Source organism: Neobacillus niacini (assembly GCF_030817595.1).
Classification (GTDB): Bacteria; Bacillota; Bacilli; order Bacillales; family Cytobacillaceae; genus Neobacillus; species Neobacillus niacini_G.
In genome coordinates, this window is the sequence record NZ_JAUSZN010000001.1 from 5,210,167 (window position 1) to 5,231,533 (window position 21,367).

At 40.4% G+C, this 21,367-nt stretch carries 22 protein-coding genes; 7 read left to right on the plus strand and 15 right to left on the minus strand.

Annotation, left to right across the window (positions count from 1 at the left end):
• Window positions 1–144: 144 nt before the first annotated feature.
• Complete coding sequence (locus QFZ31_RS24600; RefSeq protein ID WP_179595105.1) at window positions 145–516, plus strand: winged helix-turn-helix transcriptional regulator; 372 nt, start codon at window positions 145–147, stop codon at window positions 514–516.
• 700 nt (window positions 517–1,216) lie between these two features.
• Here QFZ31_RS24600 and QFZ31_RS24605 read toward each other — a convergent pair.
• The 4 genes from QFZ31_RS24605 to QFZ31_RS24620 all read right to left on the minus strand — a co-directional run bounded on the left by QFZ31_RS24605 (window position 1,217) and on the right by QFZ31_RS24620 (window position 5,021).
• Complete coding sequence (locus QFZ31_RS24605) at window positions 1,217–2,224, minus strand: FecCD family ABC transporter permease (RefSeq protein ID WP_307308044.1); 1,008 nt, start codon at window positions 2,222–2,224, stop codon at window positions 1,217–1,219.
• Window positions 2,221–3,231: a FecCD family ABC transporter permease gene (locus QFZ31_RS24610; RefSeq protein ID WP_307308046.1), complete on the minus strand. Its 1,011-nt coding sequence runs from the start codon at window positions 3,229–3,231 to the stop codon at window positions 2,221–2,223. The genes QFZ31_RS24605 and QFZ31_RS24610 overlap by 4 nt, the downstream gene beginning before the upstream one ends.
• A gap of 70 nt (window positions 3,232–3,301) precedes the next feature.
• Window positions 3,302–4,225: an iron-hydroxamate ABC transporter substrate-binding protein gene (locus QFZ31_RS24615; protein WP_307308048.1), complete on the minus strand. Its 924-nt coding sequence runs from the start codon at window positions 4,223–4,225 to the stop codon at window positions 3,302–3,304.
• Window positions 4,176–5,021 (minus strand): ABC transporter ATP-binding protein, encoded by an 846-nt coding sequence (locus tag QFZ31_RS24620; RefSeq protein ID WP_307308050.1) that lies wholly within the window; start codon window positions 5,019–5,021, stop codon window positions 4,176–4,178. Before QFZ31_RS24620 ends, QFZ31_RS24615 begins: the two co-directional genes overlap by 50 nt.
• 318 nt (window positions 5,022–5,339) lie before the next feature.
• On the opposite strand from QFZ31_RS24620, the gene QFZ31_RS24625 reads away from it, so the two are divergent.
• On the plus strand, window positions 5,340–6,392 hold the full coding sequence (locus tag QFZ31_RS24625; RefSeq protein WP_307308052.1) for an NAD(P)/FAD-dependent oxidoreductase: 1,053 nt from the start codon (window positions 5,340–5,342) through the stop codon (window positions 6,390–6,392).
• Between the two features lie 31 nt (window positions 6,393–6,423).
• On the opposite strand, the gene QFZ31_RS24630 is transcribed toward QFZ31_RS24625, so the two are convergent.
• The 3 genes from QFZ31_RS24630 to QFZ31_RS24640 all read right to left on the minus strand — a co-directional run bounded on the left by QFZ31_RS24630 (window position 6,424) and on the right by QFZ31_RS24640 (window position 10,137).
• Window positions 6,424–7,404 (minus strand): glycerophosphodiester phosphodiesterase family protein, encoded by a 981-nt coding sequence (locus QFZ31_RS24630; RefSeq protein ID WP_307308053.1) that lies wholly within the window; start codon window positions 7,402–7,404, stop codon window positions 6,424–6,426.
• An 83-nt stretch (window positions 7,405–7,487) separates the two neighbouring features.
• Window positions 7,488–7,712, minus strand: coding sequence for a hypothetical protein (locus QFZ31_RS24635; protein ID WP_307308055.1), 225 nt, complete (start codon window positions 7,710–7,712; stop codon window positions 7,488–7,490).
• Between the two features lie 76 nt (window positions 7,713–7,788).
• A complete protein-coding gene (locus QFZ31_RS24640) occupies window positions 7,789–10,137 on the minus strand; it encodes a putative bifunctional diguanylate cyclase/phosphodiesterase (protein WP_307308057.1) in 2,349 nt (782 codons plus the stop codon).
• Window positions 10,138–10,310: 173 nt separating this feature from the next.
• Between QFZ31_RS24640 and QFZ31_RS24645 the strand changes: the two genes are divergently transcribed.
• Together QFZ31_RS24645 and msrA are read left to right on the plus strand one after the other, a co-directional pair.
• Window positions 10,311–11,273: a 2-hydroxyacid dehydrogenase gene (locus tag QFZ31_RS24645; RefSeq protein ID WP_307308059.1), complete on the plus strand. Its 963-nt coding sequence runs from the start codon at window positions 10,311–10,313 to the stop codon at window positions 11,271–11,273.
• A gap of 186 nt (window positions 11,274–11,459) precedes the next feature.
• Window positions 11,460–12,410 carry a peptide-methionine (S)-S-oxide reductase MsrA gene (gene msrA, locus QFZ31_RS24650; RefSeq protein ID WP_307308061.1) on the plus strand — a complete coding sequence of 317 codons (951 nt, stop codon included), beginning with the start codon at window positions 11,460–11,462 and terminating at the stop codon, window positions 12,408–12,410.
• A gap of 10 nt (window positions 12,411–12,420) precedes the next feature.
• On the opposite strand, the gene QFZ31_RS24655 is transcribed toward msrA, so the two are convergent.
• The 8 genes from QFZ31_RS24655 to QFZ31_RS24690 all read right to left on the minus strand — a co-directional run bounded on the left by QFZ31_RS24655 (window position 12,421) and on the right by QFZ31_RS24690 (window position 19,473).
• Window positions 12,421–13,083 carry an MOSC domain-containing protein gene (locus tag QFZ31_RS24655; RefSeq protein WP_307308064.1) on the minus strand — a complete coding sequence of 221 codons (663 nt, stop codon included), beginning with the start codon at window positions 13,081–13,083 and terminating at the stop codon, window positions 12,421–12,423.
• A gap of 66 nt (window positions 13,084–13,149) precedes the next feature.
• Window positions 13,150–14,379 carry an ATP-binding protein gene (locus tag QFZ31_RS24660; RefSeq protein WP_307308067.1) on the minus strand — a complete coding sequence of 410 codons (1,230 nt, stop codon included), beginning with the start codon at window positions 14,377–14,379 and terminating at the stop codon, window positions 13,150–13,152.
• 157 nt (window positions 14,380–14,536) lie between these two features.
• A complete protein-coding gene (locus QFZ31_RS24665; protein ID WP_307308068.1) occupies window positions 14,537–15,301 on the minus strand; it encodes an SPOR domain-containing protein in 765 nt (254 codons plus the stop codon).
• Window positions 15,302–15,408: 107 nt separating this feature from the next.
• Window positions 15,409–16,341 (minus strand): DMT family transporter, encoded by a 933-nt coding sequence (locus QFZ31_RS24670; protein ID WP_307311777.1) that lies wholly within the window; start codon window positions 16,339–16,341, stop codon window positions 15,409–15,411.
• A gap of 113 nt (window positions 16,342–16,454) precedes the next feature.
• Window positions 16,455–17,666: an aminotransferase gene (locus QFZ31_RS24675; protein WP_373459880.1), complete on the minus strand. Its 1,212-nt coding sequence runs from the start codon at window positions 17,664–17,666 to the stop codon at window positions 16,455–16,457.
• Complete coding sequence (locus tag QFZ31_RS24680) at window positions 17,663–18,166, minus strand: Lrp/AsnC family transcriptional regulator (RefSeq protein WP_179595122.1); 504 nt, start codon at window positions 18,164–18,166, stop codon at window positions 17,663–17,665. Before QFZ31_RS24680 ends, QFZ31_RS24675 begins: the two co-directional genes overlap by 4 nt.
• A gap of 262 nt (window positions 18,167–18,428) precedes the next feature.
• Window positions 18,429–18,956, minus strand: a complete 528-nt coding sequence (locus QFZ31_RS24685) for an NUDIX hydrolase (RefSeq protein ID WP_307308069.1) — start codon at window positions 18,954–18,956, stop codon at window positions 18,429–18,431.
• A 94-nt stretch (window positions 18,957–19,050) separates the two neighbouring features.
• On the minus strand, window positions 19,051–19,473 hold the full coding sequence (locus QFZ31_RS24690) for a VanZ family protein (RefSeq protein WP_307308071.1): 423 nt from the start codon (window positions 19,471–19,473) through the stop codon (window positions 19,051–19,053).
• Between the two features lie 124 nt (window positions 19,474–19,597).
• On the opposite strand from QFZ31_RS24690, the gene QFZ31_RS24695 reads away from it, so the two are divergent.
• From QFZ31_RS24695 to QFZ31_RS24705, 3 genes are all read left to right on the plus strand, one after another.
• On the plus strand, window positions 19,598–19,984 hold the full coding sequence (locus QFZ31_RS24695; protein WP_307308074.1) for a VOC family protein: 387 nt from the start codon (window positions 19,598–19,600) through the stop codon (window positions 19,982–19,984).
• Window positions 19,985–20,019: 35 nt separating this feature from the next.
• The gene (locus tag QFZ31_RS24700; protein ID WP_307308077.1) at window positions 20,020–20,916 is read left to right on the plus strand and encodes a GNAT family N-acetyltransferase; all 897 of its coding nucleotides are present in this window, start codon (window positions 20,020–20,022) and stop codon (window positions 20,914–20,916) included.
• Window positions 20,917–21,066: 150 nt separating this feature from the next.
• The gene (locus QFZ31_RS24705; protein ID WP_307308079.1) at window positions 21,067–21,360 is read left to right on the plus strand and encodes a hypothetical protein; all 294 of its coding nucleotides are present in this window, start codon (window positions 21,067–21,069) and stop codon (window positions 21,358–21,360) included.
• Window positions 21,361–21,367 lie beyond the last annotated feature (7 nt).

The following is a 21,367-nucleotide window of genomic DNA, read 5'->3' on the forward strand; positions in this document are numbered from 1 at the left end:
ACGATTTGCTTGTTACAGCTCAATCGATAAATGTTATTATGAGATATAGTGAAACATTAGTGAAGTACGCACTTTAAAGTGATATAGATACTTTTAAGTAATATAGGTACTTAAAAGTGCCTGTAAATGAGGAGGGTATTACATATGAAACAACAAAAGAAATATAATATATCTGTAGAAGCGACGCTTGAAGTAATCGGGGGTAAGTGGAAGTGTGTGATTCTCTGCCATTTAACCCACGGCAAGAAACGAACAAGTGAGTTGAAACGCTTAATGCCTGATATAACGCAGAAAATGCTAACGCAGCAATTGCGTGAATTAGAGGAAGATGGGGTCATTAACCGTATTGTTTATAATCAAGTTCCGCCAAAAGTGGAGTATGAGTTAAGTGAGTATGGCTGGAGTTTAAAAGGTATCTTAGATTCACTTTGTGCTTGGGGAGAAAAACATATAGCCAAGGTGTATGGAAGTATGGATGTGTTAGAAGAAAACGTATTAAATGAACATTTAAAATAAAAAACAAGGCGCATCCTTTTTCAAGGATTGCACCTTGAGATTGTTGAGATAGGGTATTTTTTATTTTCTGGGAATCTAACCTATTTGAGGACTAATAGCACATGCTGCCAAATGGTTTAGTCCTCAATGAAGGGTCTTGAGGACAAATCGCAGGTGCGGCCGAAAGGATTAGTCCTCAATCGGGTGTCTTGAGGACAAATCGCAGGTGCGGCCGGAAGGATTTGTCCCCAATCAGGTGTCTTGAGGACAAATCGGAAGCGCAGGCAGGATGATTAGTCCTTAATCAGGGGTCTTGAGGACAAATCGCAGGTGCGGCCGGAAGGATTTGTCCCCAATCAGGTGTCTTGAGGACAAATCGGAAGCGCAGGCAGGATGATTAGTCCTTAATCGGGTGTCTTGAGGACAAATCGCAGGTGCGGCCGGAAGGATTTGTCCCCAATCAGGTGTCTTGAGGACAAATCGGAAGCGCAGGCAGGATGATTAGTCCTTAATCGAGTGTCTTGAGGACAAATCGGAAGCGCAGGCAGGAAGATTAGTCCTTAATCAGGGGTCTTAAGGACAAATCGTAGGCGCAACTAGAAGGATTAGTCCTTAATCCGAGGTATTAAAGACTATTATAAAAAACATTGATATTAGAAAATCCAAATACATTGATAAAATTAAAAAAAAGTAAGGCGCATCCTTTTTCAAGGATTGCGCCTTACTTTTTTAATAACAGATACACAAAGTACGGTGCTCCAATTAATGCAACCATAATACCCGCAGGGATTCCAGCGGATTCCATGATATTACGCCCAACAGTATCAGCAAACACTAGAAGCCAGCCGCCAATCAGAATTGCAATTGGTATAAATAATTGATTTCGCGGTCCTACTAACGCTTTTGCCATATGTGGCGCCATTAAACCGATAAAGGTAATTCCTCCCGTAACCGAAACCGCAGAGGCTGCAAGGGCAACGGCAGTTATAAGAAGTACAATTCGCTCTTTCTCAATCGAAACACCAACACCGATGGCTACTGGTTCACTAAGACTAAGCAGATTCAATCTATTGGCTTTATATAATGTAAAAGGAAGCAGGACAACGAGCCAAGGGAGGAGTGCCCAAATAAACGGCCAATCAGTTCCCCAAATATTCCCTGCTAGCCATTTCGCAATAAAATCAACCTTTGCCCGTTCAGCGGAAGAAATCAGGACAATCATGGCTCCTGAAAGTGCCATGGAAAATCCAACCCCGATTAACACCAACCGTACTGGCTGCATTCCTTCGGTTTTGCTGTACGCGAATAGATAGATCAGAACGGCAGTCAGCAATGCACCAACGAAAGCAACAACTGGAAGCATATAAACAAACGTACCTGAATCGATTGGAAAAAACAAAAAGAAAACAGTAACAGCAACACCTGCACCAGAGTTAATCCCAATAATACCAGGGTCAGCTAAATCATTACGGGTGATTCCTTGTAAAATCGCCCCTGATAAAGCTAGTGCCATTCCAGCTAAGAGGGTAATGATGATTCGCGGTAATCGAACCGAAAATAACACAAATTCCTCTTTGAAACTACCTTGACCAACGAGGGTAGGAATCAGCCTATCGTAAGAAAGAGAGGCCGGACCTAAGCCCAACCCAACTACGAGAGTAATCGAAATTAATGCAAGTAAACTAATGAAAGTAATTCGTTGTTTTCTAATTAACGATGGGTGAATCATGAGAATGCCTTACCTCCTTTACGGACAATCACAAGAAAGAAAGGTAATCCCAAGGTTGCCACAATCGCCGCCACAGGTGTTTCAAAGGGAGCATTCATGGTCCGGCCAAGTGTATCGGCAAAAAGCATAAAGGTGGCTCCAGTGATAGCCGACATGGGGAGGATAAAACGGTAATCCGTCCCAACCATTGCTCGAACAACATGGGGAACCATTAAGCCGATGAAAGCCATGTTTCCTATTAGGGCAACAGAAGCCCCTGCTAATAAAATGATTGCGATAAAGAGAATGACCTTTATTTGTGTTGTTTTTTGACCTAATCCCACGGCCACTTCTTCATTTAAACTAAGAATCGTGAGCTGCCTTGATAAAGAGAAGGATACTAGTAACCCAACTAGGATGAAGGGAACAATAATTTGGAGCTGCCCCCATGTAGTGCCGACCATACCTCCAGCGGTCCACATCGAGACATTTTTTGATATTTTAAAATAAATACCAATTCCTTCTGCAATGGCATAAAGGAAAGCAGAAACGGCTGCTCCGGCTAATACAATTCTTAGTGGAGAAAAGCCGCCTTTTCTCATCGCACCAATGCCGAATACCATCGTGGTTCCTACCGCTGCTCCAATAAAGCAGGCGATGGTGACACTGAAATAATTTGCAGAAGGAATAAAAGCAAGGATGAATGCAAGTGCAGCATTTGCCCCGGCGGTCAAACCCAGTAGCCCTGGATCAGCCAGGGGATTCCTCGTAATTCCCTGCATAATTGCTCCGGAGACAGAAAGGGCAGCCCCAACAATGATGGCAGCGATTTCACGAGGCAGACGGATTTCACGAATGATGGATATTTTTTCACCCTTACCATCTGAAAATAGTGCCTGCCATACGTTGTGGAGAGAAATATCTGCAGCTCCCATGGTCATCGAAAGGACAAACATTGCGGCAAATACAAGCAATCCGATTATTAGTTTATAGCCAAAAGGAATGGAACGTCGATTTTCATTCGTCATAACTCTCTCATCTTTTCTTTCATAGAATAGGGGGAAGAGGAATCCTGTGAAAGGATTCCTCTTCTTAATATTAATTACCTAAAAATGATTTCTTAATGAATGCAAGCTGCTTTTCAAGTGTGATTGGGTCACTGAAAGAAGCACCTTGACCATTCATTTCAAAAACGCGATTGTTTTTTACAGCCGGAATGTTTTTGTATGTTTCGGTTTCTTGGAAGGAAGTATCAGCGTCAGAGTATTTACTCAAGATTAAATAATCTCCTGCATATTCAGGTATTACTTCCGCAGATAGAGTAAAGTAGCCTGATGATTCAGCAACTTCCTTTACTTTTTCAGGCATTTTTAGTTTCATAGCTTGATAGAGGATTTCTGTTCCGCGTGCCCAGTTGCTTCCGAATACATAAAGATCTTTTCCGTAGCTTTCCATAACCGATACGGTTGCGTCTTCACCAATTTTTGCACGGATTTCCTCGCCGGCACTTTCAGCTTCTTTCTTGAAGTTGTCCACCCAATTTTTAGCTTCTTTTTCTTTATTTAATAGTTTACCAATTTCGATGTGCTGTGTTAAATAATCAACTTTTCCCCAAGTATAGGTAACAGTAGGGGCAATTTCACTTAATTTATCAACGTTTTTAATATTGGATAAACCAATAATTAAGTCTGGTTCTAATTCGATAATCTTTTCGAGGTCTTCATCGGAAACTTCTGCAACATCTTTCATTTCTTTTTCGAATGTCGGGTTATTCTTAGACCATGTGTCTACACCGACAACATTCACGCCAAGAGAGAGGACATTACCCGTGAAGCCGGATAGTAGAATAACGCGCTGTGGATCTGCAGGAACTTCAATAGGTCCATTTTCTGATTGGTAGGTAATCGTTTCTGATTTCTTTTCAGCAGGTGCTGCGTTTTCCTTTTTTGTTGAAGTATCTGTACCGCAGGCACTAATAATTAACGCTGCGAGCAGAATAAAGGGCAGTAGTAGTTTTTTCATGTTTGGTTTCTCCTTTTAGTAAATTGTACGTTACGCACATTGGTTTTTTTGTACGAGGGTCGTGGCCGATAACAGCGTCAATATTAAATACCTTTTTGAGTACTTTATGACTGATGACTTCTTCACAATTCCCTGCTTTTACGATTTCACCGTCTTTTAAGGCGATGATATGATCTGCAAAGCGAGCTGCCTGGTTTAAATCATGAAGGACCATGACAATCGTCCGTTCCTGCTCGTGATTTAATTTTTGCAGAAGCTCTAAGACTTCTAATTGATGAGCCATATCCAGGTAAGTAGTTGGTTCATCTAGAAAAATAATTTCTGTTTCTTGTGCCAGTGCCATGGAAATCCACACGCGCTGGCGCTGTCCGCCTGATAGGGCGTCAACCGGACGAAATTTATAATCAATAGTTCCTGTTACTTCTAAGGCCCAGTCGATCACTTCATAATCTTTTTTTGTAAGGCGGCCAAAGCCTTTTTGATAAGGGAAGCGGCCATAGGATACAAGCTCTCCCACTGTTAGTCCACTTGCACTTTCAGGTGTTTGTGGGAGGATTGCCATTTGCTTCGCAAGAATCTTGGTGTTTACTTTTGAGATATCTTTTCCGTCCAACAGGATGGATCCAGATTGGTGGGAGATGATCCGTGTAATTGCTTTCAATAAAGTCGATTTTCCACAGCCATTTGGTCCGATAATGGTTGTAATCTTCCTATCTGGAATTTCGATCCTTAGACTTTTGACAATTAAACGTTCACCATAGCCAATGCTTAGGTTATCAGTAGAGAGGCGAACCATTGTAATCCTCCTTTTGTGTTAGTTACTAGTTAATAGTTGATAATGATTATCAGTTTAGTATGACCTTACTATAAAGGTGAGTGATAATGATTGTCAATTACAATTTTGTGAACAGTTTTTATGTCTTTAATAGTGTTTATTGATAAGAGTCTCATTTCCTTATTAAATAAAGGTTTGTTGTATATTCTATCCTTGTCAAAAAATCGACAAATTTTGGAGCCACCGAATTTTCAAAAAATATGTATTGTAAAGCGAAGGGAAATCCATTAATCTTATTGATAATGATAATCAATTACAGTTGGTTAGGAGTGGACGGAAATGGAACAACAAGAATTGTTTGATGTAACGGTTATTGGCGGTGGACCTGCGGGGCTTTATTCCACCTTTTATAGTGGACTACGAGAAATGAAAACAAAGGTCATTGAATACCAACCAGAATTAGGTGGAAAGATTCACGTCTATCCAGAAAAAATGATCTGGGATGTCGGCGGTTTAACACCAATTACCGGAGCAAAGTTAATGGAACAACTTGTTGAACAGGCGTTAACCTTTAGTCCAACCGTTGTTTTGAATGAAAAAGTAGAGTCAATTGCGCGTAACGAAGAAGGAAACTTTGTTTTAACAGGATCTTCTGGACAAAAGCATTTTTCAAAAACAGTGATTGTTGCCATAGGCAGCGGCATTTTAAATCCACAAAAGCTGGAGATTGAAGGTGCCGAGAGATTTGAAGTGTCTAATTTACATTACACTGTTAAATCCTTTAAACAGTTCAAAGACAAAACGGTCATCATTTCCGGTGGTGGAAATTCTGCCGTAGACTGGGCAAATGAATTAGAATCGATAGCGAAAAAAGTCTACTTAACTTATCGAAAAGAGGAATTGGGTGGGCATGGACAAGAGGCGCAGGCAACAAAGCTACTTGAAAGCTCAGTAGAATGTTTCTTTCAATCCTCGATCACCAAACTAATCGCCAATGGCAAACGCGATGAAATCGCCAAAGTAGAATTAACGAACCACGACACAGGTGATGTTTCCTACTTGTCTGTAGATGAAGTGATAATTAGTCATGGATACGAACAGGACGCAACTTTATTGGAAAATAGTGCACTGTCAATTGATCGAGTAGATAATTATTATATCGCCGGAAACGCAACAAGCGAATCTTCTGTCGAGGGTCTTTATGCTGCAGGGGATATTCTTATGTACGAGGGTAAAATCAATCTGATTGCCGGCGCCTTTCAGGATGCAGCCAATGCCGTAAATAAAGCGAAGCAGTTTATTCAGCCTGACGCCGCTAAAGTCGCGATGGTTTCTTCACATCATGAGGCATTTAAAAAGCGTAATAAGGAATTAATCAAGCAAATGATATAAGAAAAGAAGGTGGACTTTTTGCGGTCCACCTTTATTTTATATGCTGGGCAATTTGATCAATCCGATTTGTCCAGATTCCGCCGCTAAAATTAGCAGGAAGTCTTTTTAAATCTGCAGGAGTATCAAAGCCCTCCGACCAGCCGCCATCACCGGCAACCACAATCACCCGCGTATCGACACTGTCCATCCGGTTTAAGAACTTTTCGGACCAACCCCATAACCAAGGAGCAATCTTCTCTGGTATATGCAATTGTGTTTTTTCACACGCTGAAGGAATATATCCTGTCCAACCGACTGCCATATAAGGAAGAAGACAGCTTTTCAACGTGGCTTTTGACATGACGCGAAGATTAGGGATTTCTTCTTTTATCGTGGCAATGGGCTGGTCCCCGCCATAAACAGTTATTTGACTTAAGTGTTTTTCAGGCAGTTTTGTGAGCACATTTGCAAGTTGGATTCCTTCTTCAGGATCATCACTTTTGATATGAATTAAAAATGCACCCTCTGGAAAATGGTCTAACACTTCATCGAGGGATGGCATAAGGTCAACGCCTTTCCCGCGAAATGGATAGGTTTTTCCGTTATCCGCTGTATAACCGTAGCCGATATCAAATTGCTTTAATTCAGCCATTGTAAAATCCTTTGTAGTTCCTTCTGCATTTGTTCTGCATTCCAGCGTCCAGTCATGAAAAACAGCAAATTGCCCGTCTTTTGTAGGTTTCACGTCCAATTCAACTACATCAGCTCCATTTTCAAACGCAGCTTCCATTGAAGGGATTGTGTTTTCTATGTATGAATGTTCAGGTTTGAAAATGCGTTCCGCCGTACATGTATCGCCTTGGATTCCTTCCATACTAAAGGTTTGTCCTAATCCGCGGTGTGCGAGAAGCAGAGGGTCACCCTTACGATCCTTCGCAAAAATAGAACTATTGTTTAGAAAAATAAATAAAGACAACAAAAGTAGAAAAATGAGCAACCTTTTTAGTTTTTTCTTCAGCTTCGTATCCTCCATTAGTTGATATACATAATTAATATATATCAGTGAAATATACAAATCCATAAAAAAGCTGATTGGAGTAACCAACCAGCTCTGAGCTAAATTCTCTTTTTTATATCATCCCTAATCGATTCAATCATTGTATCGGATAAATTAGCCGGCAGGGATGTGCCATCTTTATATACCCAAGCATTAATGATTTCTAGGTCTGCCTTTTTAAACGTAATGCTGTAATTGGTTTGATCATGTATAAACTCTGCTGTTACATATTCCTCACTATCAAAATCATCATCAATAATCATGTTGGTTATCTTATATGACATCACAATACAGTCTCCTTTTAACATACGATATGAATAGTGTTTGTTTAAAAGAAGGGTCTATACCTTTTTATCCGAATCATGAAATTTTTACAGCGTTTTTATTTTCAATCAAAGCACTTACTTGCACTACCGTTAATGGTTTACTATACAGGTCACCCTGAACCACATCACAATGGTGTTCTTTAAGAAAACGTAGCTGTTCGTTACTCTCAATTCCTTCCGCAATCACGGATAACCCGAGGCTGTGGCCAAGGTAGATTATCGTTTCTACTAATGCTTTGTCTTTTGGGCTTCTCATGATGTCCTGGTTAAATGGTTTAGGAATTTTTAAAGTGTTTATTGGAAAGCTTTTAAGATACATTAAAGAAGAATATCCTGTACCAAAGTCATCAATGGATATTCGCACGCCTAACTCTCGTATAGCCTGCATTTTTTTTATGGCTGCCTCTGCATTCGTAAAAGCAACGCCTTCGGTTATTTCTAACTCTAAATAATTTGGATTAAAGTCAGATGTCTTTAAAGCGTTAATGACCGTCCCAACCAAATTATCGTGAAGGAATTGTACGGGGGAGAGGTTTACTGCTATTTTTAAATCGCTTTGACCATTATCATGCCAAGTTTTCCCCTGTATACAGGCAGTTTTTAGGACCCATTCCCCAATTGGAATGATCAGCCCCGACTCTTCAGCAACAGGTATAAATTGATTCGGAGATACCATACCGGTTTCCGTTGTATTCCACCGAAGTAATGCCTCTACTCCGACAATTTCACCGGTGTGTAAACTCACTTGCGGTTGATAATTTAGAACAAATTCATCATTTTTTAGCGCCTTCCTCAAACCATTTTCAAGTGCCATTTTTCTCGAAATTGCTTTATTCATATCCATTGAATAAAATTTGTAATTATCCCTGCCTTCTTCTTTGGCACGATACATGGCCATGTCTGCATTTTTCATTAGCTCTTCGGTGCTTTTTCCGTCACTTGGGTAAAAAGCAATCCCAATACTCATGGAGACGTGTAATTCTTGACCTTGAATGGTGATGGGTTTTGCCACAATCGATCGCATTCGTTCCACTAATGGAATGACATCCTCCTCCGAACGGATTCGATTTAGTAAGACGGTAAATTCATCCCCGCCTTGTCGAGAAATCGTATCAATCCTACGGACGCTCTTTGCCATCTCTTTGGTAACATGCTTTAACAGTAGGTCTCCAAACTCATGCCCCAGTGTATCATTAATATTTTTAAAATGGTCCAAATCAATAAAGATAACCGCTAGTTTATAATGATTCCTCTTCGCTTCATCCATTGCTGTCTTCAGCCTTTCCAAAAACATCCTTCTATTTGGCAGCCCGCTTAGTACATCATGGTAGGCCATGTATTTCATTTTCCGTGCTGCAGAAAGGAGCTGCCGGTTTTTTGAGCTTAGCTCTTCCGTCCTCTCCACAATTTTTAGCTCTAATTCCTCTGTAAGTTCGTGATATTTTGCCAACAATGTTTGATTTTCTAGGGAAGCAAAAATGTGCCGTACGATTAGAAAGAGAATAGCTGCCGCTGACCCTATAATTAAACTGATTGAATCATGATGTTGGGAAATCATAATCATAAATAAAAGGATTACACTTATGTAAGGCAATAATAATCTTAGAGTGATAGATTCTTTTAAAGAATGGATCTTATTTTTCGTTGCTGGAGATGTATCGCCATTTGCTATTGCCAATGTTCCTGCAATCCCCAGTAATAAAGGTGAAAGTGACCATAATGGATGAAATAAACCTTCTGAAAAAGGGATATTCATCATCGTAAAAATAAGATAGGAACAATCAGCGATCACTTGAATCAATAAGCTAGAAAGTATTAAAACTCGAAAAGGGGATAATTTTTCTGATCCTAAGTAGAAAATCATTGCCCCAAAAAAAAGGATCAAATCTCCAATAGGATATCCTATAAAAATATGTTGAGTTTGGAGATCACGGATGATGAAATGCCAACTAAATGCAATCGCTGCAGCCATAATAATACAGGTATCAAAAGTGAATTTTAAAAGATGATGGTGTTCATCTATTCGGATTTTGCAAATAAACGCTATAAGAAAGCATCCGATTTGAAGAATATAAAAGGAATTATTCCATTCAAGATAAAGAAATTCTTTTTGTGAAAAATAACGACTTGTCATCACAGTCATAAAGTTGAAAAAACATCCTAGTGAGAGGAAGAGCCATAGATATTTTTCATTCGTTTTCTGTTTTCGGTAAATGAAATATAAAATAATAGATGAGGTAAGTGGGGCAGCTAGTAAAAATAGATTCTCCCCAGTTGTATTGACTGCTCCATTCTTTTGCCAGAAAAAAAGCAAGATATAATAACCAAGAGTATGAAAAAGTGTATAGTAAATATATAGTTTTTTTCTAACCAACCAATCCATCCATGACACTCCCATGAAAAATTAGATACATTTCATATTACTTGAATAAAAGCAAGACTATCTTACCATTTAGCGGTGTGAGAGGTTGTCGAAACGTGTCAGTGGGTGCGGAAGTTTATCCTAAAATATGAATTTTTTACCATCATTTTTATTTTTGGAGAGTGAATACCAAGTTGAAACCAAAAATCTACATATCCCGGAAGTTGCCGGAACCTATTGTTTCAAGGTTAGCAGAGGTTTGTGAAGTGAAAATGTGGGAGAAAGAAGAGGAACCTGTTCCTAGAGAAATCCTTGAAAAGGAGATTCAGGATGTCGAGGGTCTTTACTGTTTATTAACAGAGAGTATCGACAGACCCCTTTTAGAATTGGGGGGGAAGTTGAAAATTGTTAGTAATATGGCGGTTGGTTATAACAATATCGACGTGGCTGCAGCAACAGAGAAAGGGATAATGGTAACGAATACACCTGGCGTATTAACGGAGACGACAGCGGATTTAACCTTTGCGTTGTTAATGGCCGCGTCTAGGAGATTGGTAGAAGCCTCCGATTATTTGCGTGAGGGAAATTGGAAAACCTGGTCGCCGATGCAATTAACTGGGCAGGATATATATGGCGCTACCTTGGGAATCTTCGGATTAGGCAGGATTGGAGAGGCGCTCGCTAGGAGAGCGAGCGGATTTGATATGAAAGTTTACTATCATAACCGCTCCCGAAAGCGTGAAGTCGAGGAACAGCTTGGTATTGAGTATGTGGACAAAGGAAAATTACTGCGGGAATCGGACTTTGTTTGCGTATTAATGCCTTTTACACCGGAGACGAAGGATTACATTGGTGCTGAAGAGTTATCATTTATGAAACCGACTGCTGTCTTGGTTAATACGGCCCGCGGCGGGATTGTGAATGAAGAGGCTCTTTATCAAGCCTTGAAAAAAGGGGTTATTTGGGGTGCAGGGATTGATGTATTTGAAGAAGAGCCGCTGAGGACAGACCACCCTCTTCTCAGCCTTCCAAATGTTGTGGCCCTGCCACACATTGGCAGTGCTAGTGTGAACACAAGACTTAAAATGGCGTCACTCGCTGCTGAAAATTTACTCCAGGGTTTACAGGGAGAAACACCGAAAAATTTGGTGAAGTAAATACGAAAGCATGAAATGAGCCTGAAAAAAGGTTAGGAATCCCTAACCGTTTATTTATCTAAAAGCCATTTTGTGACGGTTTTAGTTTCTTCTTCTGAAAGTAGTCCGCCAGGCATCATAGCTGGAATTAGTTGCGGATGGCAAAAATACTGGCGGGTGTCAGAAAATATAAAAGGAGTTGATCCAATGACGGAAATCGCAACGTTTGCAGGCGGTTGTTTTTGGTGCATGGTATCGCCGTTTGACGAGCAGCCTGGGATTATAGAAGTGACTTCGGGTTATACAGGCGGACATAAGGAAAACCCGACATATGAGGAAGTTTGCTTGGATACAACGGGACATTATGAAGCGGTTCAAATTGCTTTTGACCCTGACATTTTTCCCTATAAGAAATTGCTAGAGATATTCTGGCAGCAAATCGACCCAACCGATGAGGGCGGGCAATTTAATGATCGCGGTCTATCGTACCGGACGGCGATTTTTTATCACACAGAAGAACAAAGGGAGATGGCGGAGAACGCAAAGGCAGAGCTCGCTGCAAGCGGTCGTTTTCAAAAGCCGATTGTAACAAAGATCCTGCCTGCTGGCCCCTTTTACCGAGCAGAGGAGAAACATCAGGACTATTATAAAAAAATGCCTTTTCATTATAACCACTATCGAGAGGGTTCAGGGCGTGCTAAGTTCATACGTGAAAACTGGAAAAAGCGGAAAAGTGATGAGGATCTAAAAAAAGAACTAACCCCGATTCAATTTAATGTGACTAGAAAAAATGCCACAGAGCCACCATTCAAAAATGAATATTGGAATAACACAGAAGAAGGAATTTATGTAGATATCATTTCAGGTGAGCCGCTTTTCAGTTCACTTGACCAATATGATGCCGGCTGCGGCTGGCCGAGTTTTACCAAGCCATTAAGGCGTTATGAGCTAGAGGAAAGGTTTGATACCTCACATGGGATGAGGCGGATTGAGGTGCGAAGCAAAACCTCTGATTCCCATCTTGGGCATGTGTTTGATGATGGTCCTGGTCCTGACCGCGCTAGGTATTGCATTAATTCGGCTGCACTCCGATTTGTACCAAAAGATAAACTTGAAGAAGAAGGCTATAGCCAATTTTTAAAGCTGTTCACCAAATAAACTCCCAGGCTTAGCCCGGGAGTTTCTCAATCTTCTCTTTTAAATCAAGGAGATACGTTCGCCACTGATGTGCCAATTCTTCAATCCCGACTATTTTTTCAATCAATTCAACCGATGGTGATGGATCATGGAAATAGAGATGATGAATAGAGGAGACCGTGATTTGCTCAGGATGTGAAACCAGCTTTTTTATCTGAGCGTCTGCTGTTATTTTTCCTTCTTCTAGCACTCGGAAAAAATATCCGGTATATCCGGTTTCCACAATTCTTTTTAATAAGAGGTTATTATTATTCCGTTTATTAATGGTTGAACAAGGATACCGACCTTGGGACACCTGCAGGACTGCCTCGCCAATTTGAAAAACATCTCCAATACATACCTGGTCTTCCTTCATGCCAATGGGAGTTAAATTTTCCCCAAATGCAGAGGGTGTTAGTGGTTTACCAAAAACACTTTCCCAATGCTCATAATGTTCGAAGGGATATACGCAGACGACACGTTCTGCTCCGCCATGATACTCAGGATTTGCCACCTGGTCGCCACTTATCTGATCGAAGCCTGCAAAAAGTTCTTCACATTGTTCTTTCCAGATTCCAGATATATACGTTTCATCCTTATGTAAATTCGTTTTGGGCAATCCCTTGCTTAAATAAACAATCTCTCTATTGTCCAATTTCTCTTCGCCTCCTTGGTACTTATTTTACTACATAATAAAGAAACCCTCATAACTGAAGGTTTCTTAAGTAAGGCTAAAAACTCGCTGGGTGATGGTTGGCAGAATAATTTCGATTGTCGTTCCTTCATTTACTACACTCTCAATCGTTAATTGACCGCTATGGCTTTCAATGATTTTATAACATGTCATAAGTCCGAGGCCAGTTCCCTTTTCCTTTGTCGTATAAAAGGGTTCACCGAGGGTCGGAATTCGATCCTTTGGAATCCCAATTCCCTGATCGATAATTTGGATAGAAATTTTCCCTTCTTCCTTTGTCTTAACCTTTACATCTATATTTCCGCCGGTAGGCATGGCTTCTATTGCGTTTTTTAGCAGGTTTAGAAAGACCTGTTTTAATTGGTTTTCTTCACAGCTTATTTTGGGTAAATTGCATTCAAATTCTATGAAGATTTGGACATTGTTTAAGATGGATTGCGTATTAATCAGGGTAACAACATCTTTAATTAATTCCTTTACATCTTTTTCGGCAAAAACAGCAGCGGTTGGTTTTGCAAGTACAAGAAATTCTCCGACGATGTTATTGATTCGGTCAAGCTCTGATAACACAATATCATAGTACTCTTCCTGATGTGTCTCGCTTTTGAATAATTGAATGAAGCCTCTAATGGAGGTAAGTGGATTTCGGATTTCATGGGCTATACCTGCAGCCATTTGACCAAGAAGCGCCAACTTTTCTGATTTTTGCAGGAGTTGTTCGGTTTGTTCTTTTCTTTTTGTGACATCATTTCCGATTGACAATATAGCTTCTTTTCCGCCATATGTAATGAACATGGAAGAGCCTTCAAAGTCAAATACCGAACCATCTAACTTTTTAAATTTGTATTCAATATTGTTTAACGGAAGGACTTCTTTTTTTACTTGATTCAGGCGTTCTATTAGTCGATCCTTATATTCTGGAAAAATATAATTATAAATAGAAGTTCCGATTACTTCTTCCTTCTGCTTTGCACCAATCATCGTTAGGGCTTCCTTATTTACATAGATGACCTTGTTATCTTGGTGAATAATGACTGACTTTGGCAATGAATCTATTAATTGTCTATAGCTTTCTTCACTATCACGCGCTTTTTTTCCAAAGAAACGTGCCCGGTCATATTGCCATCCAACCAGCCAAGCAATCCCTGTAAAAATAAGAAAGTCTACCGTGAAAAAACGTTCATGCTCCACAAGGGTTTGGAAGCTGGAAAAAAGCACCGATATTAGCACTAGCGTAATTTGCCCTTTTCTGTTCATACAGTTTCCTCTAATTATCTGAATTTGCTCTTATCATATCACGAATTTGTAAAAAATTAATAGATAATTAGTATAAAAGGCTCATTAATCATGTCGGGGAAGTGAAAAACAAAAGCCTGGCCTATTGCCTGGCTTTAGTTAACCTTATCGATATTTTTTAAGCTTCAGCCATTCTTCGATAGATACTCAAGATTGACTGACCGTAGGTGGTACCTGGAACAGCCCATTTTCCGTTCAAGGCGGTCCATGTTGTTGCCGAACCTCTATTTACAAGATGAAAGCGGGGGTCAACTAACGGGTATTTGTCGGGTAATGCTGCTGTGGTAGCATAAGCATATAAGTGCTGGAGATGTGCAAGTACACCTTCCTCGGGTGTGTTGAAACCGGCTCCCCTTGCTCCGCCACCCGTGGCACCAATTCCTGCAAAGTTGTTTTGACTACTCCTAACATCCCCTGTAAACCGAAAATAGCCAGTTTCCTGCAGGGCTTGTGCAAACGCAACATCCCCTTTAATCCCATAATACTCTCCGAATGTTTTGTAATATTCTCCTAACAAGGGTGCATGAGGGTTTATCGTCCTTACATATGCATTCATTTGTTCAGCAGAAAGCTGGGTAGGACCTAAAATTGAGGATGGATTGAGATCAATACCGGGGGGACTTGGAACTGTATTAGAAGTTGTGCTGGAACGAACGTTATCTGTTTGGATGAAAGCATTTATTCCTGTCTTTGCCTTGATTTCATTTACTCGTTTATCTGCGTTCTCCCTGGTAGAAAAGGCACCTGCTTGTACGCGAAACCAAGTTTCACCAGAAATGACGGTGGATACAATAAAGGATTGGATTCCCTTTGAGCGCAGGAAGGCTACTCGTTCCTGTGCATTTTCCCTTGACTTGAAAGAGCCGGCAAATACTTTGTACATTTCATCTCCTCCATAATTTCGTTTTTTCTTATTTTATGAGAAGAAGACAAGGGTGTCGATGGATAACAGCCTGTAACAGTAGAAAAACCCCCTAATGGAGGTTTTTTTTAAGTCCCGGTGTTTACGGTTCCTTTAATAGGAATCCTTTTTTGCTGCTGCGTTAAAAAGAAAAATACACCAAGAAGCACGAGCATTCCACCGGCAATTTGCCAGCTGGCAAGGTGTTCATTTAATAATATCACTGCCAATATCGTCGCACCCACAGGTTCACCTAAAATACTCATTGATATGGTTGTAGCATTAACATAGTTTAAGAGCCAGTTATTGATGATGTGACTGATTGTCGGAACGGTTGCGAGTAAGAGGAATATTCCCCATTCCTTCGCTGGATAGCCGCTAAATGCAACACTTGCACTAAGGTTATAGATTGATAGAACGATAGCGGCAATAAAAAACACACTAAAACTATAAATCCAATGTGAAACTTTTTTCACGATACTTTGACCGATCATTAAGTAAACTACTACGGCAATGACACTTAAGAAGGAAAGGATATCGCCAAGAATGGCGTCCTGACTCAAAGCAAAGTCACCCCAGCCAATCATCATGGCACCAATTATCGCAATTCCCATCGTCATCAAAGCGGAACTTGTTGTTCGTTCTTTAAAAAAGAAGTAACCGCCAATCAACGATACTATCGGCTGCAAGGCAAGAATAATGGTTGAGCTAGCGACGGTAGTTAATTTTAACGAACCGAACCAAAGGACAAAATGCAGGGCTAAAAACAGACCTGATAAAAATAAAAAGACCCAATCATTTCTTGTGATTTTTTTAAATTCTTCGCGGTTTTTCCAGACGATCGGAAGCATTAATAGACTTGCAAGCAGCATGCGATACATGCTTAAAACGGAAGCAGGTGCGTCCGACCATTTTACAAAAATGGCTGAGAACGATATCGCTATAATTGAAATCGTAAGCGGTATGACTATAGATCTGGAATTATCTTGATGGTTCATTTCTTTCCTCTTTTCTTGATGGATAACTGTTTGAAATAAATAAATCTTACCATAAATTTGGCAGTGGTGTTACTAACAAAACTCTCCAAATAGAAAAAACGTCATGCCCCTTGGGGTTTGACGTTTTTTTATAGCTTTTAATTGTTTGTAGAAAGCTCTTGGACACGGTTCTCTTTCGATTCCAAGGAGTCCATAAACCTCTTGATTCGCTGCATTGCTTCTTGGAGTTGTTCCATAGAGGTGGCATAGGAGCAGCGGATGTACCCTTCGCCACTTTCGCCAAAAGCACTGCCAGGAACAACGGCTACTTTTTCTGCAAGCAGAAGTTCTTCTGCAAATTGTTCTGAGCTCATACCGGTTTTTTTAATGGAAGGGAAGACATAGAAGGCTCCGCCTGGAGTGTGACAGTCCAGCCCTATACTGTTTAACGATTGAACAATATAATTACGTCTTCTACGATAACTTCTTCTCATGCTTTCCACTTCGTGATAGGTATTTCGTAGAGCCTCGATGGCGCCGTGCTGCAGCATATGCGGTGCGCACATCGTTGTGTATTGTAAAATTTTTACCATTTGTTCGGTAAACGGCTGAGGAGCTGCTAAGAACCCTAGTCGCCAGCCTGTCATCGCAAATCCTTTGGAGAAGCCGTTGATTAGGATGGTTCGATCATACATACCCTCAATCGAAGCAAAGCTTGTATATTCATCATCATAGGTCAATTCTGCATAGATTTCATCAGAGATAACAAGTAAGTCGTGTTTCTCAACCACTCCAGCAATTTTTGTAAGTTCCTCTTTGTTTAAATAGGTTCCTGTCGGGTTATTTGGTGAACAGAGCAAAATGGCTTTTGTTTTGGTCGTAATCGCGTTTTCAATTTGTTCAGGTGTTAGCTTGAAGCCATTACTTGGATGTGTTGAGACCGGGATTGGCTTCCCGCCTGCCAACGTAACTAATGGTGCATATGAAACGAAAGCCGGTTCAATAATCAGTACCTCGTCACCAGGATTTAGAATGGCGCGGAAGGTTAGGTCAATGGCTTGGCTGGCACCAGCGGTTACAATCACTTGGTCGACAGGATTATACTGGACCCCAAACCGCTTGTTTAAATATCCTGAAATTTCTTGTCGTAATTCTAACAAGCCGGGATTAGCAGTGTAGGAAGTATAGCCCTCTTCTAAAGATAGAATTGCTGCTTCTCGTATGCTCCATGGGGTAATAAAATCTGGCTCCCCAACACCTAGGGAAATGACTCCCTTAATCGAGGCCGCAAGGTCAAAAAACTTCCTGATTCCAGATGGTTTTAATTCTTTTACCATTCCAGATAAATAGTGTTGGTGTTCCTTCATCATGGTGAAACCACCATCCGACGATCGCGATCATTGTTTTCGCCAAAAATGACACCATCATGTTTGTATTTTTTTAACATGAAATGAGTGGTTGTGGAAATAACATTATCAATCGTCGACAGCTTTTCCGACACAAACCTAGCGATCTCACTCATTGTTTTACCTTCAATCGTAATCGATAAATCATACGCACCGGACATGAGATAAAGAGATGTAACCTCAGGAAAACGATAAATTCTTTCCGCCACCTCATCGAAACCTACCCCGCGTTTCGGGGTCACTTTTACATCAATCATCGCGACGATATTTTCCTCGCCGGCCACCTTGCTCCAATCAATCAAAGCCGGATAACTAACAATGATTTTCTCATCCTCCAACTTCTTAATAATCGCCGAAACATCCTCCACACTCGAATTCACCATCAACGCAATATCTTGCACCGGAATCCTATGATTTTCTTCCAGAATCGAAAGAACCTCCAACTCCTCACCAGACAACCTCATCCTAAATCCCCCTCATAACGTTCAAATTTAATATTACTATAATACATCATAGTTAGAATAAATAAAATATTTTCTGGTGGATGGTGGCGTTGGATGGTGCCTGTCACCACTCGTGGACACTGTCCACCTGAGGCGGACAGTGTCCGCGAGTAGCATTCCTTCTGAAATGGAGAATGGTTGGTTTTGGTGCCTGCCATCAATGATGCTTTATTAAACAAAAAAAGGGTTTTGGCACGTGCTGTGCTGAAAACCCTTTTTCTATTTAATCATTTATTATGAGGTAACGAAGGATGGCTGCGAGTCCGGCGCCGTGTTTGAATTCCCCGCTACTAATTAGCTGATTTAGCTCGTTCATTTCGATGATATGTAGGTCTATCTGTTCGGTGGCTTCAAGCTGCTGCTCTTTTTTTATGAGGTCGGTTGCAGCAAAAAGGAAAATCTGCTCACTTGTCGACCCAGGGGAGGGGTAAACACTGCCTAGATTGATCCAGTTTTTAGCCTGGCAGCCAGTTTCTTCCTCAAGTTCTCTTTTGGCTGCTGAAAGAGGTTCTTTGTCTTCAGGGTCAATGGCTCCTGCAGGTAATTCCCATTGCCATTCCTTGACTGCATGACGATATTGCCGAATACATATAACCTTCCCGTCCTCCGTTATCGGCAAAATACAAACACCCTGTGAAAAATTCACATAAGAGAAATGCATATCTGTTTGGTTTGGAAGGGTTACATCTTCCTGAACAATCTCAAATCGGTCTACTTGGTCTTTTTCAACTTTGTTAATTTTCCACTCCACAAAACTACACCTCATTTGTATATAGAAACTATTTATTTTTGCTTAATTATAACTGAAAATTAAGTGAAAGGTAGTTTTATTCTGTATAAGTGCTTTAATTATTTAAATTGATGCGATTGGAATGTTTTATCCTAAACAGGCTTGCAATCGATAACGTCAATAAAATACCTAGTAAATCAAATCCAATATCAAAAGCCCTTCCACCACGATTAAAATATAATTGCATAAACTCAGTTAGAGACGCAAAGGAAGCAGCCAAAGCGAGGATTATCATATGAGATCTAAATTTCATTAACAACAAGACAGTAAGAACGTGAAAAGCGATTATATGGCCAAACTTTTGCAAAAGGAATCCTTTACTAAGGTCATAGGGGAGTGGTGACAGGAAATCAGAAAAGGTTGGATGAGCGTCCCAATGGAACCTCACAACACCAAATTCGATAAAATCATGAAAGCTTGAGGTACAAGTAAAAATCAAAATGGCCGTGCACCAAATAAAAATAAACCAACTTCGCATTATTACGTCCCCCTTTTTCTCAACCACAGTTTGAACCGTTACAAGAGGTTTCATACATAAATGAATGTATAAGTGGTACAATTTGCATAAATGGTGACAGGCACCATAAAAAGGAGGTTTTTTTATGGCAGTTAAGAAGTTAGAGCATGTTGGTGTGATGGTGAGTGATTTGGAGGTTTCTATTGGTTTTTATCAGGATGTTTTAGGATTGGATTTGCTGGATAGGTTTGATGCGAATGAATCTACTGGGTTAGCCTTTTTAGGTGATCGTGCTAGTGGACAGGTCATTGTTGAACTTATTTGTGGGAAGAACAATACTTTTCCTGATGAAGGGAAGGTTCATCATATTGCGTTTACAGTGGACGACATTGAAGGAGAAATTGAACGTCTTAGAAGTTCGAAGGTACATTTTACAAGTGATGAAATTTCTACATTGACCAATGGAAGTAAGTATATCTTCTTTAAGGGGCCAGACGGGGAGACTCTGGAGTTATTTCAGCCTAAATCTTAATTGAATGCCATAAAGATTTATAGGAGGGGGAGCAGATGAGGGTTGTATCGTTAGAGAAAGAGAGAGTTTCTGATTTTGTTGCTTATTGTAAAAAGCATAGATCAGAGGTTGATGATTCCTATTTGTATGATTTTGAATTACGGGAGTTTGTCGTGGATGATGAAAATCCTACTTATCTTGCATTAAATGAGCAGGATGAAATAGTCGGAACAGCTTCGCTGGTCATGGATGATTATCATAAACGTGGAAAAAGGGCCCGCTTTCGTATTTTTCATTGCGAAACTCAAGATATGCTCTGCTATCGGCAGCTTCTAGAGGCAGTCTTACAACATACAACTGACCTAGATAAGGTTTTTCTGTTTATCCCAGTAGTAAATAAAAAATTGATAGAGATGATAGAAGGCTTGAAGTTTTCTGTGGAAAGATATGCTTTCCTGCTGGTAAGAGAGGACCTGGAAATACCAGAAGTCGAAATCCCAGACGGTTACGAGGTTAGAACTTTTCGTCCAGGACAGGATGAAGAGCATTGGCTAAAGGTACGAAATGCTGCTTTTTCAACTCTGAAAGGCAGTGAAACACCGCTCACCACTGAGGGGGTAAAAAAGCTGTCAACCGATGATGATTACCTTGAAGGCGGCATGATGATCCTGTTCGATCAGGAAAAACCGGTAGGAGTGATAAGAGGAGCCGATGATGGATATGATGAGGCACCTATTATGAACATTGGACCTGTCGCGATTTTGCCTGAGTATCAAGGCCGCGGGTTAGGAAGAAGCCTGCTAAGAGCCTCTTTAAGGTTTGCCAAGGAAAAAGGCTATAAACGCACCATCCTTAGTGTAAACGGAGAGAATGAGCGTGCCCAGGCTCTATATATTCAGGAGGGCTTTAAACAGGTAGAGGCAGTTGTCTGTTATCAATATTTTATAAAATAATCAATCAGTGAAAAATGGCGTTTTCTCTTTTGCAAAAGGGAAAATGCCTTTTTTCTAATAAACGAGTTTATTCATGTTAATAATTATTTATTTTAGTAGTTCCATATCCCTTGAAATTCCATATGCTTTAGTTATAAGGGGTGAAATGTAATGAAAAAAGACCAATTTGACGCGGAAACACTTAAGCACATAAGGAGCAGACTGGATACTGTTTATGCCATTGCCAAGAAAAATTACAATGACAACCCTGAATTGATGGACACAATCGAGAGTTTAGCACAAATAGCTATTATGTTTACCAATATCAAACTACAAGAGGTTAACGATCACGAGGAAACTGCTAGCCCTCAGGGGTACATCCTTTCAAAACTGTCACACTCGTACTCAAGAATGACGGAGTATGAAAAACAAAAGATAAAAGACTTTCCGGAATGGAAACTGTAAAAAGCCA

Bases quoted from the DNA above. Each gene is read 5' to 3' on its own strand.
- QFZ31_RS24600 (WP_179595105.1), top strand. From the start codon at position 145: ATGAAACAACAAAAGAAATATAATATATCTGTAGAAGCGACGCTTGAA.
- QFZ31_RS24605 (WP_307308044.1), bottom strand. From the start codon at position 2,224: ATGATTCACCCATCGTTAATTAGAAAACAACGAATTACTTTCATTAGT.
- QFZ31_RS24610 (WP_307308046.1), bottom strand. From the start codon at position 3,231: ATGACGAATGAAAATCGACGTTCCATTCCTTTTGGCTATAAACTAATA.
- QFZ31_RS24615 (WP_307308048.1), bottom strand. From the start codon at position 4,225: ATGAAAAAACTACTACTGCCCTTTATTCTGCTCGCAGCGTTAATTATT.
- QFZ31_RS24620 (WP_307308050.1), bottom strand. From the start codon at position 5,021: ATGGTTCGCCTCTCTACTGATAACCTAAGCATTGGCTATGGTGAACGT.
- QFZ31_RS24625 (WP_307308052.1), top strand. From the start codon at position 5,340: ATGGAACAACAAGAATTGTTTGATGTAACGGTTATTGGCGGTGGACCT.
- QFZ31_RS24630 (WP_307308053.1), bottom strand. From the start codon at position 7,404: ATGGAGGATACGAAGCTGAAGAAAAAACTAAAAAGGTTGCTCATTTTT.
- QFZ31_RS24635 (WP_307308055.1), bottom strand. From the start codon at position 7,712: ATGTCATATAAGATAACCAACATGATTATTGATGATGATTTTGATAGT.
- QFZ31_RS24640 (WP_307308057.1), bottom strand. From the start codon at position 10,137: ATGGATTGGTTGGTTAGAAAAAAACTATATATTTACTATACACTTTTT.
- msrA (WP_307308061.1), top strand. From the start codon at position 11,460: ATGACGGAAATCGCAACGTTTGCAGGCGGTTGTTTTTGGTGCATGGTA.
- QFZ31_RS24660 (WP_307308067.1), bottom strand. From the start codon at position 14,379: ATGAACAGAAAAGGGCAAATTACGCTAGTGCTAATATCGGTGCTTTTT.
- QFZ31_RS24665 (WP_307308068.1), bottom strand. From the start codon at position 15,301: ATGTACAAAGTATTTGCCGGCTCTTTCAAGTCAAGGGAAAATGCACAG.
- QFZ31_RS24675 (WP_373459880.1), bottom strand. From the start codon at position 17,666: ATGATGAAGGAACACCAACACTATTTATCTGGAATGGTAAAAGAATTA.
- QFZ31_RS24680 (WP_179595122.1), bottom strand. From the start codon at position 18,166: ATGAGGTTGTCTGGTGAGGAGTTGGAGGTTCTTTCGATTCTGGAAGAA.
- QFZ31_RS24690 (WP_307308071.1), bottom strand. From the start codon at position 19,473: ATGCGAAGTTGGTTTATTTTTATTTGGTGCACGGCCATTTTGATTTTT.
- QFZ31_RS24695 (WP_307308074.1), top strand. From the start codon at position 19,598: ATGGCAGTTAAGAAGTTAGAGCATGTTGGTGTGATGGTGAGTGATTTG.
- QFZ31_RS24700 (WP_307308077.1), top strand. From the start codon at position 20,020: ATGAGGGTTGTATCGTTAGAGAAAGAGAGAGTTTCTGATTTTGTTGCT.
- QFZ31_RS24705 (WP_307308079.1), top strand. From the start codon at position 21,067: ATGAAAAAAGACCAATTTGACGCGGAAACACTTAAGCACATAAGGAGC.